The 19,265-nt window shown below is 44.0% G+C and carries 10 protein-coding genes; all 10 read left to right on the top strand.

Going from position 1 to position 19,265, the window contains the following annotated elements; translation table 11 throughout:
* Nucleotides 1-95 precede the first annotated feature (95 nt).
* The 10 genes from NTX44_05275 to NTX44_05230 all read left to right on the top strand — a co-directional run bounded on the left by NTX44_05275 (nucleotide 96) and on the right by NTX44_05230 (nucleotide 19,265).
* Nucleotides 96-2,201: a T9SS type A sorting domain-containing protein gene (locus NTX44_05275; protein MCX6121009.1), complete on the top strand. Its 2,106-nt coding sequence runs from the start codon at nucleotides 96-98 to the stop codon at nucleotides 2,199-2,201.
* Between the two features lie 77 nt (nucleotides 2,202-2,278).
* On the top strand, nucleotides 2,279-4,102 hold the full coding sequence (locus tag NTX44_05270) for a peptidyl-prolyl cis-trans isomerase (GenBank protein MCX6121008.1): 1,824 nt from the start codon (nucleotides 2,279-2,281) through the stop codon (nucleotides 4,100-4,102).
* A 33-nt stretch (nucleotides 4,103-4,135) separates the two neighbouring features.
* Nucleotides 4,136-7,147 carry an alpha-amylase family glycosyl hydrolase gene (locus tag NTX44_05265; protein ID MCX6121007.1) on the top strand — a complete coding sequence of 1,004 codons (3,012 nt, stop codon included), beginning with the start codon at nucleotides 4,136-4,138 and terminating at the stop codon, nucleotides 7,145-7,147.
* 17 nt (nucleotides 7,148-7,164) lie between these two features.
* The gene (locus NTX44_05260) at nucleotides 7,165-9,459 is read left to right on the top strand and encodes a hypothetical protein (GenBank protein ID MCX6121006.1); all 2,295 of its coding nucleotides are present in this window, start codon (nucleotides 7,165-7,167) and stop codon (nucleotides 9,457-9,459) included.
* A gap of 20 nt (nucleotides 9,460-9,479) precedes the next feature.
* The gene (locus NTX44_05255) at nucleotides 9,480-10,748 is read left to right on the top strand and encodes an MFS transporter (GenBank protein MCX6121005.1); all 1,269 of its coding nucleotides are present in this window, start codon (nucleotides 9,480-9,482) and stop codon (nucleotides 10,746-10,748) included.
* 62 nt (nucleotides 10,749-10,810) lie between these two features.
* The gene (locus NTX44_05250) at nucleotides 10,811-13,228 is read left to right on the top strand and encodes an alpha-amylase family glycosyl hydrolase (GenBank protein ID MCX6121004.1); all 2,418 of its coding nucleotides are present in this window, start codon (nucleotides 10,811-10,813) and stop codon (nucleotides 13,226-13,228) included.
* A 215-nt stretch (nucleotides 13,229-13,443) separates the two neighbouring features.
* Nucleotides 13,444-14,964, top strand: a complete 1,521-nt coding sequence (locus NTX44_05245) for an MFS transporter (GenBank protein MCX6121003.1) — start codon at nucleotides 13,444-13,446, stop codon at nucleotides 14,962-14,964.
* A gap of 19 nt (nucleotides 14,965-14,983) precedes the next feature.
* Nucleotides 14,984-16,795: an alpha-amylase family glycosyl hydrolase gene (locus tag NTX44_05240; GenBank protein ID MCX6121002.1), complete on the top strand. Its 1,812-nt coding sequence runs from the start codon at nucleotides 14,984-14,986 to the stop codon at nucleotides 16,793-16,795.
* Nucleotides 16,796-17,394: 599 nt separating this feature from the next.
* Complete coding sequence (locus NTX44_05235) at nucleotides 17,395-18,369, top strand: ROK family protein (GenBank protein MCX6121001.1); 975 nt, start codon at nucleotides 17,395-17,397, stop codon at nucleotides 18,367-18,369.
* 11 nt (nucleotides 18,370-18,380) lie between these two features.
* Nucleotides 18,381-19,265 (top strand): aldo/keto reductase, encoded by an 885-nt coding sequence (locus tag NTX44_05230; GenBank protein ID MCX6121000.1) that lies wholly within the window; start codon nucleotides 18,381-18,383, stop codon nucleotides 19,263-19,265.

Raw genomic sequence — 19,265 nt, 5'->3', positions numbered from 1 at the left:
GGGGCATGAAATTGAAATTGTTAATGGATAGAGGTGGAAATAATTGTTTTAAGAAACACATTTATTTTTATTCAAGATAAAGAGGAGAAGGAATTATGAGAACCAGGTTTATTATTTTTACACTTATGAGCATTCTGATCTGTGTGTTTACAGTAAATGCACAGATCCCCAAAATAACCGTAGTTACAGATACCGTGACTGTGAATTTCCTGATCAATTCATCCACAGTACCTGATACACTCTACCCTACTTCGACTTTGCAGGTTCGAGGCAACCGATTACCGTTGACATGGACCGATTTAACCGGTGCCCGAGCTGTAAACATTGGTGGAGATTTCTGGATTGCAACAGTAAAGTTTCTGCTTAATCGCGGCGATACTTCTGTAACAGCTTACAAATTTTTTACAAATCCAAAAGAGTCAATTACAGCTACCGATAATGGTTGGGAAAGTAATAGCTCAGACGGTAATTTTTCAGGCTCTGATATAGGTAACCGAAGACTTAATCTTGGACCTTATACAGGCAATAAAGATACTACAGTTCCTCTTCAGTATGTTAACGGGCGGACAACCAATATTCAATTCTGGAAACCGTATGTTCCTTCGGCAGACAGTGTGGCTGTGATATTCCGTATCAATATGCAGTCAGATGAAGGATTCAGCCAAAAGGGACAGAAGATGGGTGTGCGGGGTAGTATGCCGCCTTTATCTATGAATAGGACAATTTTCCTTACAAGAGAAAATGTCCATGGCAATAGTGGTCAAAGTGCGTATGACGGGACAAACTTCTGGTCCGGAGTGGTTAAATTTCCGAAAAGTGCTGCGGCAGACACCATTTTTTATAAATTTGTCATCCATCTCCTTGCAGATGATTCAGCTTCAGTCCCATTATATGAGACAAATATTGGTGCTGCTCCTGATGTAACACCGGGAGGAACGAATCGGTTTCTACTTTTCAAACCTACAATGGATGACACCACCCTCTTCTGGAAATGGTGGCAAAACACTCCGATACCACCATTCTCTGGCACGGACGTTATCGCCATGACTTTCCGGGCAGATCTTGCCGAGGCAATTACAGAAAATGGATTTGCTTATGGTGATACACTTGTTGTGCGAACCGGATATAATAATAGTGCTACAGGGATTGTTGAAAAAAGGATGACAAGGATGGGAACATCCTCAAAATACACGGGGACATATAACGTAACAACAAAACTTGGTACAGCCCTCTATTATCAATATTATCGAACTCCAAAGAGCGGAGAAGTGAGAGAGAACTATTACAATTTTTCACATCCGGGTGCACAAGCTACAGCAGAGAAACGCCAGATTATTACAGCTGGTACCTCGATGGCGGTTTATGATACGATTTATTCGACAACTGAAGAACATCGTATGCCGAGATTCCGTAGTATGAAAACTATGAAACAAAACGTACTCGTTACATTCACTTGCGATGTCCGCCCTGCAATATATCAATTGAAAAAGGGATCAATTTTGGATGCATGGAACATTACGAATTATAATATGAGTGATCCTGACAGCGTAATTCTTGGCGGTGTCTGGATGAATGGCCCCGCAGTTGGCGGTTGGGATATCGGTGGTGCTTGGGGCCCAGACCGTCGTCTGAAAGACACTTGCAAGATGTGGGATGATGGAACACATGGCGATTTAATTGCACACGATACAATCTACTCGTTGCAGTGGGCTGATACCACTGGAAGCCTGGTGGGCCAGGAATTTAAATTTGGCATTTTTGGCTGCGATAACGAAGGGGGCTTTGGGAATAATCACATAGAAAACGTCAGTGATCTGAATCCCACATTCACCCTTCCTTCGCAATTTGGCAGCATTGATCCTGTGCGCTTTGATGCATGGGATTATACTACCCATCGTCCGGTTGTAACGGGAGTTAACAATGCTCAGGTCGTTCCGTTGACATATAGGCTTGAACAGAATTATCCAAATCCATTCAACCCATCCACTCGAATTGACTATGAAATCCAGTCAGCGAGTACGGTGTCATTGAAGATTTTCAACCTATTGGGTCAGATGGTTGGGACATTAGTAAATGAAAAACAGGAAGCTGGAAAACACTTTGTTGTGTTCGACGCTTCAAAATTATCCTCAGGAATCTACTTCTATCAGATTACTGCTGGCAATTTCGTCGCAACAAAGAAGCTGATGTTCTTGAAGTAGCGAATAATTCAAAGAGAAGGCGGGAAGAAATTCCCGCCTTACTTTTTGATTGTTCTCCCCCGCGATAGACCACTCGAATGATTAAATATCCCCTGAATATTGCTTTATGTCTTTTGTTTATCTGTGTTGGTAGATCGCAGCCGGAAGAACATCAAAGTTCCTCAATCGCGCGGGCGGGAACGATGTATGTATCGGAACAGGAATTCCTGGAACGATATGAACTTCTTCCCGGGCAGTACCGAAACCGTGCCAATAACACAGAAGAATCTAAACTTGTTTTTCTATACTCTTTAGTTGCTGAAAAATTATTAGCCCAGGAAGCGCTCACGCGCCATATCGATCTGGATAGTGGTTATCAGCAGGCGATTGCCGGAATTAAAAAAATGTTGTCACGCGACCAACTCTATCGCGAAGAAATAAGCGGCAAGATTAAAGTATCCAAAGAAGAGATTCAAAAAGCCACCATTGACGCAAAACGCCAGCTCTTTCTCTCGTTTCTTTACTTTGAAGATACTACCGATGCAGCGTTTGTCAGAAAACAATTAAAGAACTGCAAACAGTTCAATCGCTTTCATATTGATACGACGATGGCAGCTCTTCGGGACACGGCAACGTTATTCTGGGGTGAAGCGGAAGCTACTATCGAACAAGCAGCATTTCGTTTGAAGAAGGGAGAATGTTCTCCCGTTGTTGAAGCGTCGACTGGATTTTATATCTTACATGTAGATAAGGATTTACCGAATCCATTTTATATTTCCATGCAGGACCAGGTTCTCTTTGAGCGGATTGAAACGAAGCTCCGGCTCAGGAAGGAAAAAGCACGGTTGGATGAATATCTTCAAGATATTCTCAAAACGAAAATTGGCTTTTCGCTTCCCCGGCCGTTTAAGATATTGGCAAAGGCCCTTACGGATGTATGGAGGTATGAATCTCCAGCGTCTGAGAAAATGATAACAGATTCGCTCTTAGAAGTACTGTACTTTCGTTGTCAATCAATTCTTCGAGATTCCATGGTTGTGGTTGGTTCTTCCTGTTGGTCTGTGGAGGATGTACTGTCGAGATTACGTGGAAAAATCTTTAAGATCGATCCAAGCCGGACAACAGGTATTGCCGCGCAGTTGAACAACCATATCCGTGTTCTCGTAGGACAAGAATTACTTGCCGAAGAAGCGCTTTCCCGGAAGCTCGATGAGCGGTGGTCGGTGAGCAAAGAACTCGACATGTGGCGTCAACAGATACTTGCAAAATATGAAGAAATGGATATACAGAGAACCGTTCAGGTGTCCGATCAGGATATATTTCAATATGTCTCGGAAACAAATCCAAAAATGCAATATCCACGCGTTCAAATTCGAGAGCTTCATACCAAGGATGTTCGCTCGATGGAACAAGCGCTTCTTGAGGTGCGTGCAGGAGCTTCAATAGAATCTGTAATTCGTAAAAGATCAAGCGACACGCTTACAGCACAAAACGGCGGACTTTCCGAGGAATTTGCAATCAACACACGTCATCCTCTCGGAATGCTCGCATGGAAGATGCAGGCAGGAGAACGTCAAGGCCCGCTTCAAGTAAAAGATGAGTATATATTCTTCGAGCTTGTCAAAAAAGAATTACCTGCTCGAATGACCGATTCAGCGTTTACCTCTTCGATGCGAACGGCAGCTACGGCTGCCCGTCGATTCAAACAAAAAAAGACTTTAGATGTATTCATCGCAAAAAGCGCTCAACAGCGCGGATTCGATATCTATGCAGATCGATTGAAACTTCTCCATGTGAGCAATACACCGATGATGACGTATCGAATACTTGGATTCGGAGGAAGAATGTTCGCTGCGCCGTTTGTTACCCGGCAAGTTGACTGGATAGAAGTGGAAAATCCGGAGAAGATACCATTGCCTTAATTTAAATTTGACTCTTTATTAGAGGGGTGATAAGTGAAAAAAGTTATCTTGGTAGCAGAAGTTATGCTGTTGTTTTCCTTTGTGCATTCTCAAGACAGCGTTGATGTAGCGTTTCGGTGCAATGCTGCGTCGAGCCCGACCGTTTTTCTTGTAGGTGAATTCAACGGGTGGAATAACTCCGCAACACCGATGCAATTTGTAGGGAACAATTGGTGGGAAAAAACTTTTCGTTTAAAGGTCGGCGGAAATCCTACGCCACCTTCTGTCGGTATTGTCGGCGCGTGGCAGTATAAATTTTATTCCGGAGTAAGCGGATGGCAGAACGATCCATTAAACATTCATCAAAATCCCAGCGATAATAACAACACTTATATCTATACCAAGGATCCGACAATCTATCAAATTCTTCCGAACCAGCGCCAGCCGCTTGTGAGGACCGGTAAACCAATTATTACGGCATTTCTTTTTCCGAAGGTTGACGCATCGATCGATACTTCATCCATTATCGTTTCCATTGATGGAAATCAATATACTAAACTTGGAAATCACTATGATGCGGTTTCGAAACAGCTTACTTTTCAAGTCCCGACTCCGTTGTTAAACGGAAAACATATTGTGATCGTCTCTGCGAGTTCTTCGGCAGGCGGTACAAATGCTGATACTGTCAACTTTACAACGCAAGCAGGTTTTATTCAGATCACAACACAGGGAGGATATGGTACCTACAATCCGAATCGAATGATTCGCGGCAGCGTGATGGATACATCGATTCATAGTGTCAAGCTTGTTCACAATTCGAAAGACACAGTAACCGTCTTTGCTTCAAATGGATTGTTCAGCATTGTTGATACATTGGTCGAAGGGATAAATAGTTTCAAAGCAATTGTTGATACGAACGGAGTTTTTGTGAGTTCCGATTCAGTATTGTTTACGTTACGTTTAAATCACACGCCATATGCAAAGGCATCAGTGAGTTCTTCTACATCAAGTCAAGTGACGTTGAGCGCTGCCGGGAGTACTGATCCGGATGGGCAGACACTGACGTTTACGTGGATAGACGATCCTAAAACTCCATTGCTGCTCAATGGCCAGCATGGTTCAACCATAGTCTTGACAAAGCCAACACAACCCGGTGAATATTATTTTTATTTAGTTGCGTCCAACTCTTCCGGTTTGGCAGATACGACGCGTTCGTATTTTATCATTGACGACGGTGGTTCTTGCACGAGTCCGACAATTGTCAGCAATCCGGAATGGGCGAAACGTGCACGCGTCTATTTCCTTTTTCCGAAAGCGTTCACATCAACGGGAACAATTCCTGCGGCGGCGCAACGTCTTCAATACATTCATGATATGGGATTCAATGTTATCTGGATGATGCCGGTGATGAAGAATGCCTACCCGATCGATCAGCATTACGGGCCGGGGTATAATATAGTGGATTTCTATACTGTTGCACCGGAGTACGGTTCGAATAACGATTTTAAAAATTTTATATTACAGGCGCATGCACTTGGAATAAAAGTGATTCTCGATGTGACACCGAATCATACGAGCCGATTTCATCCGTGGTCTCTCGATGCACATTTATTTCATGAAGATTCGCGGTATTGGACGTGGTATGAACATTCGATCATTCCTCATAACGACAACGGTCTCGGTCAATCGCTCGATGCCGACGGCTTTAATTATTACAGCGGCTTCAGCGATCAGTTATTAAATTACAATTGGAAAGATATCGATGCGCGTACTGAAATGATTAACGCGTATAAATACTGGATCAAGGTTTTGGATCTCGATGGCTATCGGTTCGACGTGTATTGGGGACCGCATCGCCGTTATGGCGAGGCATATATGGGAGATCCGGTTCGCGAAGCTTTGAAACATATCAAACCAGACATTCTGCTTCTTGGCGAAGATGACGGCACCGGTGGAGGCACTCAATATATCTATGCCGATGCAGGCGGTGGCCTTGATGCAGCATATGATTTTAAATTGTATTTCAATCAAATCAGGAGTTTTGGATTCACATCGTCTGCTGTAAATAATCTTAATTCCGATATTAACAACGGAGGATACTTCCCCGGTCCCAACTCACTCTTTATGAGATTCATGGAATCGCAGGACGAAGATCGCATAGCATATTTCTATTCCAATGGCACTTCGCTTGATGCAACGACAACTTTCAACCGTACGAAGCCGATGGCAACTGCGATATTCTCCGTACCTGGTTTCCCGATGATTTGGAACGGGCAAGAAGTTGGCTGGGGATACGGAATTTCCGGTGCGAAGGAAGACCGAAACCGCAGTACGATTGGATGGAATTTCCAGGGAGCATCGATACTTACTCCGCATTACCAGCGACTCGCGTGGATTCGCGGTACGTTTCCGGCGTTTATAACTCAAACATACGAACGTATGGAAACTGGAAATGGTAATGTGTACGGTATTTTGCGAAAATATCAGAATGGAAATGCAATTTCGTTATGCAATTTTAGTTCTGGAAATGCATCGGTTTCGTTAACGCTGACTGCAACCGGAACGCCGAATGTGTTGCTGCCAGACCCGCAGGATGGAAAAACATTTTACGCAAGCGATGTGTACAATGACTCGACATATCAAATAACCTTCACGGGCGGAGTGGCAAATTTTTTTATGAACATTCCCGCTTACGGTTCCGCAGTACTGATCGTATCTGATTCGGCGAAAAAATTATCCGTGCCGGTATTAACCTCTGTGAAAACAAATACCGGTGGTTCATTGCCGACAGCATTGAAGCTGTATCAAAATTACCCGAATCCATTTAATCCCAGTACTACTATTGTGTTCGATCTTCCAAAAGATGGAAAGGTCAGCGTACGTCTCTATAATGTGCTTGGAGAAGAAATCGCGGTTCTTGCCAATGGTACCTATTCAGCAGGTGTGCATCGGCTCCAGTGGGACGGCCGTTCGCATAAAGGCGGACTGGCAAGCTCCGGCGTGTATTTTATTTGTCTCGATGCCGGCACGATGACAGATACAAAAAAAATAATACTCATGAAATAGAAGAGAGAGATTCGTTCATGATTCGATCGATCTTCAATTGGAAGACTCTGGTTTTCTTCTGCAGTGTCCTTCTTGTGTTCAGAGCACCGTCTCAAAATTCTGATCCAAAGCCAGGGAAATCTTTGTACCTCAATATCATCTGGCATCAGCATCAGCCGCTCTATCTTGATCCGGCGAAGGATCAATTACAGGGCCCTTGGGTGAGAACACATGGGACAAAAGACTATTATGATATGGCAGCGCTGGTGGGCAAGTATCCAAAGATCCATTGCACGGTCAATCTCACATCATCTCTGCTGTATCAATTGGACGATTATTATGTACAACGTTTGAAACCATTCGTGGATGTGAAAAAGAACCGCATCGATGCGAAAAGATTTTTAGATGCATGGGAAGGGAAGACAGATCCGTGGATTGATTTGGCGTTGAAACCAACGGAAGAGTTCACCGGCGATGAACTTGCGTTGTTATTGAGCGATCCATGGAATGCGTTTGGTGTCAGCGGCGTTATGATGAATCGCTTTCCGGAGTACAAGGCGCTGAAGGAAAAATATCTCCAAACCGGGGCAGGCAGTCTGTCGCAACAGGATCGGCGTGAGATAAAATTCTGGTTCTATTTGGCGTATTTTGATCCGGATTTCTTTGAACAGCGTGTAGCGCTCGCGAATGGTATGACGGTCGATGTGCGAGATCTCATCAAGAAACAATCTGATGGAACATATACGCTGAAGAAAACTATCACAGAACAAGATTGCAATAGGATGATTGCAGAGACATACAAGATACTCTCGGCGATTATTCCAATTCACAAACAATTGATGTACCATCAAAACTCACACAAGGGTCAAATTGAGATCATTACGACGCCCTTTTATCATCCGATTTTGCCGTTAATTTATGACACCGATCTAGAAAAAATCTGTCAGCCGAACGATCCGGTGCCTTCTCGTTTCCATTATCCGCAAGATGCCGATGCTCAAGTAGAAAAAGCAGTTGCATACTACACACAGCAATTTGGTGTGCCGCCATCTGGAATGTGGCCGGCTGAAGGGTCGGCGGCGAATGATATTCTGCCCATCTTTCAGAAATATGGTATTCAATGGATAGCAACGGATGAAAAGGTCTTAGCTCGATCGACACCAAACAACCAGCCGAAATATTTCCCATATGCTGTACTTGATGAGACGAAGACTTCCGCAACTGCAGCTGTCGTATTTCGCGATACGGAAATCTCGGATAAGATTGGATTCACATATCAAACCTTCAAAGGCGAAGAAGCCGCAGACGATTTTGTAAAAAGCGTTTTAAAGTATGCACCTCACGGTGGCACTGAAGATCGATTGCTCACTGTTATTCTGGATGGTGAAAATGCATGGGAGTCATATCGGTACGATAATGATGGAAAAGAATTTCTCAATGCAATGTACCGGAAGTTGACAGAACTTGATGCAGCTGGCCAGATCAAGACAGTGACACCAACGGAGTATCTTGAAGGAAATCCGGCGCGAAACATTCCGCCGCATCCGATGCACTCACTCCCAAAACTGCAATGGCTCTGGCCGGGTTCATGGATCAATGCAAATTTTGACACATGGATTGGTGAAGAAGAAGAAAATCAGGCGTGGGAATATCTTCTCACGGCACGAAATGATCTCGAGCAATCGGGAATCAAGCCGCCTCATCCAAATGCTCCCGCCCCAAAGAAGGGAACATCCGAGTGGTTTGCTTACAAAGCATGGGAATCGATGTATGCCGCTGAAGGATCTGACTGGTTCTGGTGGTACGGCAATGATCAGACTGCGCCGGGAGGGGATAAGCCGTTCGATCGTGGATTTATTACATTGCTGAAGAATGTTTATAATTTTGCGCAAGAGACCGGTGTCGAAATGCCGTCACGAGAATTTCCACCTCTCATTGCTGATCATTCAGATGGAATCAGCCAATCGCAAGGAACGATGGCTCAAAGTAAAAAGGATATGGTCACCGTACTCTTTCAAGTCGACGCGGCACTCATGCAAGTTCCAAAATCAATTTACATCGTCGGTAATCTTGGTGTACTTGGCAATTGGACGCCCAATCTTATCAAAATGTACGACGATGGAACGCATGGCGACGAGAAAAAAGGCGACGGCATCTGGACTGTTGAATTGTTATTACCGCCCAACATCAAAGTGGAATATAAATATACGAACAGCGGTGAGGAGGGTGTTTGGGTGCCGAGTGAAGAATTCGCGGCAAATAACCGTGAATTCATGAGTCCGGTGAAGCCGGGCGAGCAGATACGAATCAAAGATACTTTCGGCGTGAAATAAAACTATCAAAGGAAACAGTCATGCGACGCATTCAGGAACAATTAACAAAATCCTTTTACGTGTTACTCAGTCTGCCGGCAACGGCAATGGGATTCGCACTTTCCATCCAGATTTCTGCGCTGAGCTGGCTGCTGACGACAAAATACAATCTTAACATTGATGAAGTCGGATTTGTCTGGGCAGCTGGACCGCTTGCCGGTATTTTCGGCCAGGTGATTATCGGATTAATCAGCGATAAGGTTTGGTTTTGGGGCGGACGCCGCCGTCCATTTGTCTTGATTGGCGGTGTGCTTGCCGCAGGAATGCTTATTGCATTACCGAACATCGATGTGATCACTGCCCAACTCGGCGTGAAGAGTTTGTTGGCCGTGGCAATCGTTGTTGCCCTGACACTCGATCTTGCAATTAATATCAGTTTCAATCCGACACGTTCGATCATCGCTGACGTAACGCCGGAAGGAAACCCGCGCACGAAAGGATATACCTGGATGCAGACCATTTCGGGATTCTTTGGCGTGCTTGCGTACCTCATCGGCGCAACACTTGGTAATTATGTTCTGATTTATGCTGGCGTGGCGCTCGTATTCCTGTTCTCATTTGTGCCTATGTTCTTCATTACGGAGAATAAGGATCTCAAAGTTGCGACGGATGCTGAAACGAAGAACAAGACCGCGACGGCTACTGAATGGGGACAACTGTTTCGTATCTATTTTGCCCATGGCTTTTCATGGATCGGCATTCAAACCATGTTCGTGTATATCATAGCATTCATTCAGCAAAAGTATTTTAACGGCATCATCGATCAAAGCATTATCAATGCACACTCAGGTCAGATCATCGCAATTGCTTTTGCTATTCTTAACACTATTGGATTTATTCTTCCAGCGTTCGTTCTTGAACCCATCGTGGAAAAAATCGGCCGGGTAAAGACACATATGACATGTGTGGCGATCATGTCTCTGGGATATTTCGGCATTGTCTTTTTGGGAACGACTCCCTCCATGCTCTACATCTTGATGGCAGTTGCAGGTATCGGCTGGGCAGCAGTGGTCAGTTTGCCATTTGCTATTATGACGGAAAAGATCGATCAGAGCCGGACAGGATTTTTTATGGGTATCTTTAATCTATCGGTCGTCCTGCCGCAGTTATTGGTAAGTTTGTTCGTCGGTACCATTATTAAAAATTCTATCGATAAAAACATTATATTCATTATTAGCGGTGTGTCGTTAGCGCTGTCCGCATTGTTTTGGACCATGGTAAAGGAAAAACGAAAAGCTGGTACACTATAATCGCATGGTCCACTTTCGTCGCACAAAAAAAACTGTCATCGTAGCAATGCATGAGTAGAACTATGAAATTACAACGAACATTTGCTTGTATTCTCCTGATTGTTTTGCTCGGTTTATCTAGACAGGGGTACGCCCAGGAAATTACAGATCTCATTCAGCCCGTAAAAATAAACTATGGGCGGACGGATACCATTCTCGTGAGTGATCTCTTCTACGCAAAAACGTACGATTTGCAATTCAGTGCAAATGAAGATATTCAGGCGATCTATCAGAAAGAACAAAACACAGTTGTTTTCAAGCCGATAAATAATTTTCTCGGGGCGACTCTTATCGAGTTCACTCTTCGCGCAGTAAAGTATCAGATTCCTATCATCGTCCTGGGAGTACGTTCATCTCAGCAGCTGCATACGTTCTCTTATACACCGATGAAGAAGGTGGGGTATGTACGTGTGACGGGGAGTTTTAATAATTGGAATAAAGAAAGGGATCAGCTGATAGATATGAAGGGAATAGGTACGTATGAATTAATATTGCCGTTGGATCCTGGTAACTACATCTATAAGCTTATCGTCGATGGGAAGGAAATTGTCGATCCGGCGAATTCCGAAAAAACACCGACAGGGTTTGATGATTTCAATTCAGTCTTGCGAATTAGTGAGACAGATACAGCTCAACCATTCCTCCACATCGGATCATATAATAATTCGGAAGATCGAGTATCGATATCCTTTATCTATGAAAGCACAGGTGATCTGTCATCGTTCAGTGAAAAAGAAATTTTTGCTCTTTTGGATAATCAAGAAATAGATAGGAAGAAGATTACACTTGAAGCAAACACGATAGCCGTTCAATTGACAAAAAAAGAACTCAAAGGAGACAAAACGCTTCGAGTCTTTGTCTCCCGTAAAGGCAAAACGAGCAATATACAGCAGGTGGTTCTTTACAATGGAACTCCTGCCGGACGTTCGATCTCTCCATGGTCCTGGTATGATGGTTCAATCTATTCTATTATGATTGACCGCTTTGCTGATGGCGACAAAACAAACGATAAACCTGTTGTTCATGATTCTATCTTTTATCCGGCAAATTATCACGGCGGCGATTTCAAGGGAATCTTGAATAAAATTAAGGAAGGGTATTTTGATTCGCTTGGAGTGAATACTCTTTGGATCTCTCCGGTGAATGATAATCCGAATGAAGCCTATCGTGAATACCCGGCTCCCCATCGATGGTACAGCGGCTATCATGGGTATTGGCCGATCAGCGATACAAAAGTGGAAGAGAAGTTCGGCTCGATGAAAGAGTTGAAGGAACTTATTTCACTCGCTCACCAGCACCACTTAAAGGTGCTGCTGGATTTTGTTGCTCATCATGTTCATATCGAGCATCCGTTTTATCAAAAACATCCTGAATGGTTTGGATCATTGGACTTACCCGATGGGAGGAAGAATTTACGTCTCTGGGATGAACAGCGCCTCACCACCTGGTTCGAACCATATATGCCTTCGTTTGATTTTACAAAGTCAACGGAAGCGCTGAACGTTGTCTCTGATAATGCAATCTGGTGGCTCAAAGAGACAGGGGCGGATGGGTTCCGTCACGATGCAGTGAAGCATGTTCCCAATAGTTTCTGGCGAACGCTGACACGGAAACTCAAGGAACAAATCGAGATGCCGATGCACAAGAAAGTATATCAGATTGGCGAGACATTTGGTGAGTATGGTCTCATTGGATCGTATGTAAACAATGGTCAGCTCAGCGCGCAGTTCAATTTTAATCTTTCGTATTTTGCCATTCCGGTATTTCTCGAAAAGGACCGCTCTTTTTCAGCAATCGATTTTCATATAAAGAAATCGTTCGATACCTTCGGTTATAATAATGTTATGGGCAACATTATGGACAGCCATGACAAAGTGCGTTACATGGCGTACGCTGATGGGAAGGTACGAAATCAAGGAGTGGATACGCGTGAGATGGCATGGAATAATCCGCCGACTGTTGATCATCCTTCGAGCTATAAGAAAGCAGAATTGTACTATGCCTACATGTTCACAATACCAGGATTGCCCGTGATCTATTATGGTTCCGAATTTGGAATGACAGGTGCCGACGATCCGGACAACCGCCGGATGATGCGTTTCGGGGATCAACTTTCCATCTTTGAGAAACGAATGTTGAACGAAACAAAGAAAATCGTGAAAATGCGCAACCAGCATTCGGCGCTGCGGTACGGCGATTTCCTCACGCTTCGAGCTGATACGACGGTCTATGCATATATGCGTTCAGATTGTAATGAACGAATGCTCGTTGTCTTGAATAAAAACGAGCGTACACAAACGGTTGACCTCCTCATTCCGGAACTGTATCGTTCACGTGACCTTGTTGATATTATCAGTGGTGAAAAAGCGAATCTTAAGAATAACCGGGCGAGTGTCTTGGTTCCTGCGATTGGATGGCGAGTGTTCAAAGTTCAAAATTAAAATCGAGGATAATATTTCAAATAACCATAGCACAACTTTCAAACAAATTCAAAAGTGTTATATTCCAGACATGACGGATCAGCAAAATGAGATATTGATATTTGGAATTTATTTGTTTTTTGATTTTTGTATTCTGGGATTTGAAATGTGCGAGAAATATCAGTAAGTCAATTGAAATTATATTGTTCCAACAAAAATACTAGAACAGGATCAGCATGAAAAAACCCCGACTGCATTTCTGGCAAATCTGGAATATGAGTTTTGGATTCCTTGGCATCCAATTTGGTTTCGCACTGCAAAATGCCAATGTCAGCAGAATTTTTGAGACCCTCGGTGCGAAGATCGATGATATTCCTATCCTGTGGATTGCAGCACCTGTCACGGGATTGATCATTCAGCCGATTATCGGCCATATGAGTGATAAAACATGGGGAAGGTTAGGACGAAGACGGCCGTATTTCTTATCAGGAGCAATCCTTGCTTCTCTTGCGTTGCTGGCGATGCCGAATTCACCAGTGCTCTGGGTTGCGGCTGGTATGCTGTGGATTATGGATGCATCGATCAATGTTTCGATGGAACCATTCCGCGCATTTGTCGGTGATATGCTTCCCTCCGAGCAGCGGACGATCGGTTTTTCGATGCAAAGCTTTTTTATAGGAACCGGCGCCATCGTGGCATCCGCACTTCCTTATGTCATGACGAACTGGTTCGGTATTGCAAATACTGCGCCTGCAGGAGAAATTCCGGCTTCGGTGAAGTATTCATTTTATTTTGGCGGAGCGGTTTTCCTGTGCGCTGTCTTATGGACAGTCATCAGCACTAAAGAATATTCGCCGGAAGAATTGGCAAAATTCACGGAGTCCGATAGTGATGCCCGGTCAAGAACCGGAACCGATACCGGTTCATCTATTTCCGCAAACAGATTCTTACGTGATGGGTTGGTATGGTTCATCATCGGTCTCATCGGTTCTGCAATTCTCTATTTCTATTTTCAACAGACTGATTATGGTCTCTATGTTCTTTTTGTCGGCTCTATAATCTTCGGTATTCTACAGTTGGTTGTTGGTTTCCTTACCCAACAGGGAAAGACGCAAGGGGGGACGGTAACGGTGTTTAACGATTTTTATCAGATGCCGAAGACCATGAAGCAATTGGCACTTGTGCAGTTTTTTTCTTGGTTTGCTCTCTTCGCTATGTGGATCTATACCACACCTGCTGTTACTCATCATATTTATGGTGCCACCGATCCGACATCTGAACTCTATAATAGAGGAGCAGATTGGGTTGGCGTATTGATGGCGGTCTACAATGGTTTTGCTGCCGTGATGGCATTTGTTCTTGTTTGGATTGCTAAAAAAACAAATCGGAAAACCGTTCATATGATCAGTCTCTTCTGTGGAGGATTGGCGCTCTTTTCGTTTTATGTCATAAAGAATCCAACACTTCTCCTTATATCTGAATTAGGAATCGGGCTCGCCTGGGCATCCATATTGGCAATGCCCTATGCAATCCTTGCCGGTTCCTTACCGGCTAAAAAAATGGGTGTGTATATGGGTATCTTCAATTTCTTTATTGTCATTCCCCAGATTACTGCTGCTGCAATCCTGGGATGGTACGTGAAGCATTTGTTTGGCGGAGATGCGATCTATGCACTTCTCCTAGGCGGTGCTTCCATGGTTATTGCCGGACTCCTTGTGCTTCGTGTAGACGATGTCGATGAAAAAACTGAAAGTTAAGACAGGAAAGAATGTTGCCATGAATCAAAGATCTGTTAGATTTGTTGCGTTGATGTTAGTCTTTACGGCAGGAGTGTATGCGATGCAAAAGAAACCATTGGCACTTGATGGTCGTTGGTTGTTTAAAGTCGATTCATTGAATAAGGGAATTGCTGAAGAATGGTTTTCTCAAAGCTGTGATAGAAGTACGTGGACCGAGGTAGATGTACCTAGCTATTGGGAGCGATATCATGGTTTAGAAACCTATGATGGCGTAGGTTGGTTTGCACGAAAGATAGAAGTAAAAGACGTTTCCCAGCCTCTTTCGATTTTCTTTGGTGGTGTGGATGATGATGCGGTTGTATGGGTGAATGGAATAATGGTGGGAGTACATTACGGATACAGTGAGTCGTTTAATATGCCCATCGATCAAGCAGTCACGGTTGGGACGAATGAAATTGTTGTACGGGTAAATGATAACAGCGGCCCCGGTGGCATTTACAAGCCGGTGACAATCGTTCCCACGAATGAACTTGATCAATTGTTCCGAACAAAATATGGTTCGATGGATGCAAAGAAAAGCGCAGAGTGGGTAAAAAATGCTGTGATCTATGAAGTCTATCTTCGCTCATTTTCAAAAGCGGGGACTTTGAAAGCGCTCGAAGAAAGAATTCCAGAGCTTAAAAAATTGGGGGTAACAGTTGTATGGCTCATGCCGATTCATCCAACCGGAAAAATAAATCGAAAAGGATTACTGGGCAGTCCCTACTCTGTCCAGGATTACTACGCCGTCAATGCCGAATTTGGAACATTGGATAATTTTAAATCCCTCGTGAATTCAGTTCATCAGCAGGGAATGAAGATCATCATAGATCTTGTCGCAAATCATACAGCATGGGATAATCCAATGCTCAGGAGCCATCCCGAATGGTACACGCACGATGTATCCGGGAAAATCATTCCGCCGAATCCGGATTGGGCAGATGTTGCAGATCTGAATTATGATAATCCGGGATTGCGGCAGTATATGATCACCATGATGAAGTACTGGGTTCGCGATATCGGAATTGATGGATTCCGGTGTGATGTGGCCGAACTGGTACCGACAGACTTCTGGGAAGCTGCAGTGAAAGAACTCGATGCAATCAAACCTGTCATTATGCTGTCAGAAGGAACGCTTCCGGAACATCATATCAAAGCGTTTGATCTGACGTACTCGTGGAATGTTTATGACGTTCTCGAGAAAGTGATTAACGGCACGACACCGGCAACGATCTTACATGATCTCCTGAAATCGGAATCATATCAATTTCCGAAAGGTTCGCTGCGGATGCGGTTCAATACGAACCATGATAAAAATGCGTATGACGGACCTGCAGTAGAAAAATTCACTCCTCAAGGGGCACGAGCGACTGCCGTACTTACTTTTACGTATCCAGGAATTCCCTTAATCTATAATGGCGAAGAAGTTGGGAACACGAAGAGATTGGGATTGTTCGAAAAAACAGATATCGATTGGTCAAAGAATGCTGAGTTTCGAACGCTCTATGAAACCTTGTCGTTACTTCGCCGACAGCATCCGGCATTGGTGAGCGGATCATATTCGGCGGTACAAAATTCTGAGAACAAAAAAGTATTATCCTTCATTCGGATCAAAGGGGAAGATTCAGTGCTCGTGGTTATTAATTTTGGCTCGGCACCAGTAAACACGAAGCTGAAGCTTCAGACGAATTTGAATAGTAAGTGGAAAGATTTATTTACAAACAAGAATATTCTAATGACGAGTGGACAGATTGAGATGCAATTATCATCGTTAGGTTTTGTTGTCTTGAGTCCATTACCAGATAATTGAAAGAGATCATCTGGACAATATAACTGATGTTACGCAAAACCAGCGTATATGCTAATAAACATGGAATGAAAAAGAACAAAGTACACCACCCCTTCATGTGGCTGTCTAAAAAGTCCGGAGTTGTCATGCTGAACTCGTTTCAGCATCTGTTTTTTGTAAAAATATAGACCCCGAAACAAGTTCGGGGTGACATTTTCTTCTTTTTGGACAACCCCAAACCGTCCCGATTTATGGTACGGTGCGTTACATCAAAATATAAATATAATCCCAAATTATGCATTAGATCAATGACGACATGAATAACTCTTTATATTCAATGGGTTTATAGAATTCCAGACCAATTTCTGTAAGTTCCTTAGGAAAAAGGACTTACAGTACTTCAAAGTGGTGAGGAAACTTCTATCGCATAATTTGGGATAATATGAACACTATCGAGAATCCAGCATTGATTGATCACCTCCGTCTCACGCTAATTACAAAAAAATAAATTATCTTGTTGTATCAAATATATTAATGTCAAGAATGGAAAGACACTGGATATACATAGTACGCCTTTCAGATAAACGAGCAGTTGTTTACAAAAAATAAGGAACAAAAATATGGGAAAAATTGAAGTCACTCTCGGTGTTGATATTGGTGGAACAAACACTGTCTTGGGATTTGTCGACCGTCTTGGAAAAGTGGTTGTGGAAAAGTCCATGCTCACAAACGCCCATGAACCGGCGGAGATATTCTTCAAGAGATTTCATGAGAATGCAGATGCCCTTCTGAACAACATCAGCGCGCAGTATGAAATGCTGGGAGTTGGGATTGGTGCACCGAATGCAAATTATTACCGCGGTACGGTCGAGTATCCGCCGAATTTGCTGTGGAAAGGTGTGACGAAGGTTGTTGAAATAGTAAAAGAGCATATGAAAGTACCGGTGGTTATTACCAACGATGCAAACGCTGCCGCGATGGGCGAAGTGGTGTTTGGTGCCGCTCAAGGAATGAAACATGTCCTCGTGATCACGCTGGGGACAGGTTTAGGCAGTGGAATCATTGTCGACGGCAAACTCCTTTATGGCGCAGACGGGTTTGCTGGTGAAGTCGGTCATACAATTGTCGACCCCAATGGACGTGTATGCGGCTGCGGTAACAAGGGATGTCTTGAGGCCTATGCTTCTTCAACCGGTATATGCCGCACAGTACAGGAATTAATGAGCACACGCACAGCGCCGAGTGAATTACGAAATATCACTTTTGAACAATTAACGTCGAAGATGATCTATGAATCTGCAAGGCGTGGTGATCAGCTTGCGCTTGAAGCATTCGAATTCACGGGAAAGATTCTCGGTATGAAGCTCGCAGATTCGGTAGCCCATCTCAGTCCTGAAGCAATCATCCTCTTTGGCGGATTAGCGAAAGCCGGCGATTTAATTTTCAAACCAACGAAACAGTCGATGGAAGAGCGTCTATTTAAAATCTTTAAGAATAAAGTCAAGCTGCTCCCATCAGGATTGCCTGAAGGCAACAGCGCCGTCTTAGGCGCAAGTGCATTGGCTTGGGATGAATTGTTGAAGCAGAAGAACTAAACGAAATTCGCATGATCTATCGTGACTTTGGAACAACAGGATTGCGAGTGTCGGTGCTGGGGTACGGAGCCGGGCAATTAGGTGCGGCAACCTTCTCGGATGTTGATGCCGGGCGATTACTCAATGAAGTGGTGGATCGAGGAATTACACTCATTGATACAGCTCGCGGGTACGGAATGTCGGAAGAACGGATCGGAAAACATTTAAAACATCGGCGACATGAGATCGTACTTTCGACAAAAGTCGGATACGACATTCCCGGATATACCGATTGGACGTACGACTGTGTCCATGCCGGTATTGATGAGGCGCTTCGTCGTCTTCAAACAGATGTACTTGATATTGTTCATTTGCATTCGTGTCCGCGCACTACATTAAAGGAAGGTAGCTCAGTGCGTGCATTGGAAGAGGCGGTACGGGCAGGCAAAGTACGGGTCGCGGCATATTCAGGTGAAAATGAAGCTCTGGATTGGGCTGTGGATTCCGGCCGATTTGAAAGCGTAGAACATTCATTGAATATTTGTGATCAGCGTGTTATCGATGGTGCTCTTACTCGATCCTTAGCTCGCGGTTTAGGCGTCATTTCAAAACGTCCTGTGGCCAATGCACCATGGCGTTATGCTGAGTGTCCAAAAGGAGAGTATGCCGAAGAGTACTGGTGGCGATGGAATACCATGAAATTAGATAGACGGGATCTGAGCTGGCAAGAATTAGCTTTGCGATTCACAGCTTTTACACCCGGAGTCAGTTCGTGTATTGTTGGTACTACTCAATTAAACCATGTGCTGCAAAATTGTTCCTTTCTTGAAGCCGGCCCCTTAGCTGAAGATCATAGACATGCAATAAGACATGCGTTTCGAACGAACGATCCGGGCTGGTGGGTTGGACAAATATAA

It is taken from the genome of Ignavibacteriales bacterium, from assembly GCA_026390575.1.
Classification (GTDB): domain Bacteria; phylum Bacteroidota; class Ignavibacteria; order UBA10030; family UBA10030; genus Fen-1298.
This window is presented reverse-complemented; position numbering and strand designations above follow the sequence as displayed.

Coding starts and splice junctions, on each gene's coding strand:
- NTX44_05275 (MCX6121009.1), top strand. CDS start 96: ATGAGAACCAGGTTTATTATTTTTACACTTATGAGCATTCTGATCTGT.
- NTX44_05270 (MCX6121008.1), top strand. CDS start 2,279: ATGATTAAATATCCCCTGAATATTGCTTTATGTCTTTTGTTTATCTGT.
- NTX44_05260 (MCX6121006.1), top strand. CDS start 7,165: ATGATTCGATCGATCTTCAATTGGAAGACTCTGGTTTTCTTCTGCAGT.
- NTX44_05255 (MCX6121005.1), top strand. CDS start 9,480: ATGCGACGCATTCAGGAACAATTAACAAAATCCTTTTACGTGTTACTC.
- NTX44_05250 (MCX6121004.1), top strand. CDS start 10,811: ATGAAATTACAACGAACATTTGCTTGTATTCTCCTGATTGTTTTGCTC.
- NTX44_05245 (MCX6121003.1), top strand. CDS start 13,444: ATGAAAAAACCCCGACTGCATTTCTGGCAAATCTGGAATATGAGTTTT.
- NTX44_05240 (MCX6121002.1), top strand. CDS start 14,984: ATGAATCAAAGATCTGTTAGATTTGTTGCGTTGATGTTAGTCTTTACG.
- NTX44_05235 (MCX6121001.1), top strand. CDS start 17,395: ATGGGAAAAATTGAAGTCACTCTCGGTGTTGATATTGGTGGAACAAAC.
- NTX44_05230 (MCX6121000.1), top strand. CDS start 18,381: ATGATCTATCGTGACTTTGGAACAACAGGATTGCGAGTGTCGGTGCTG.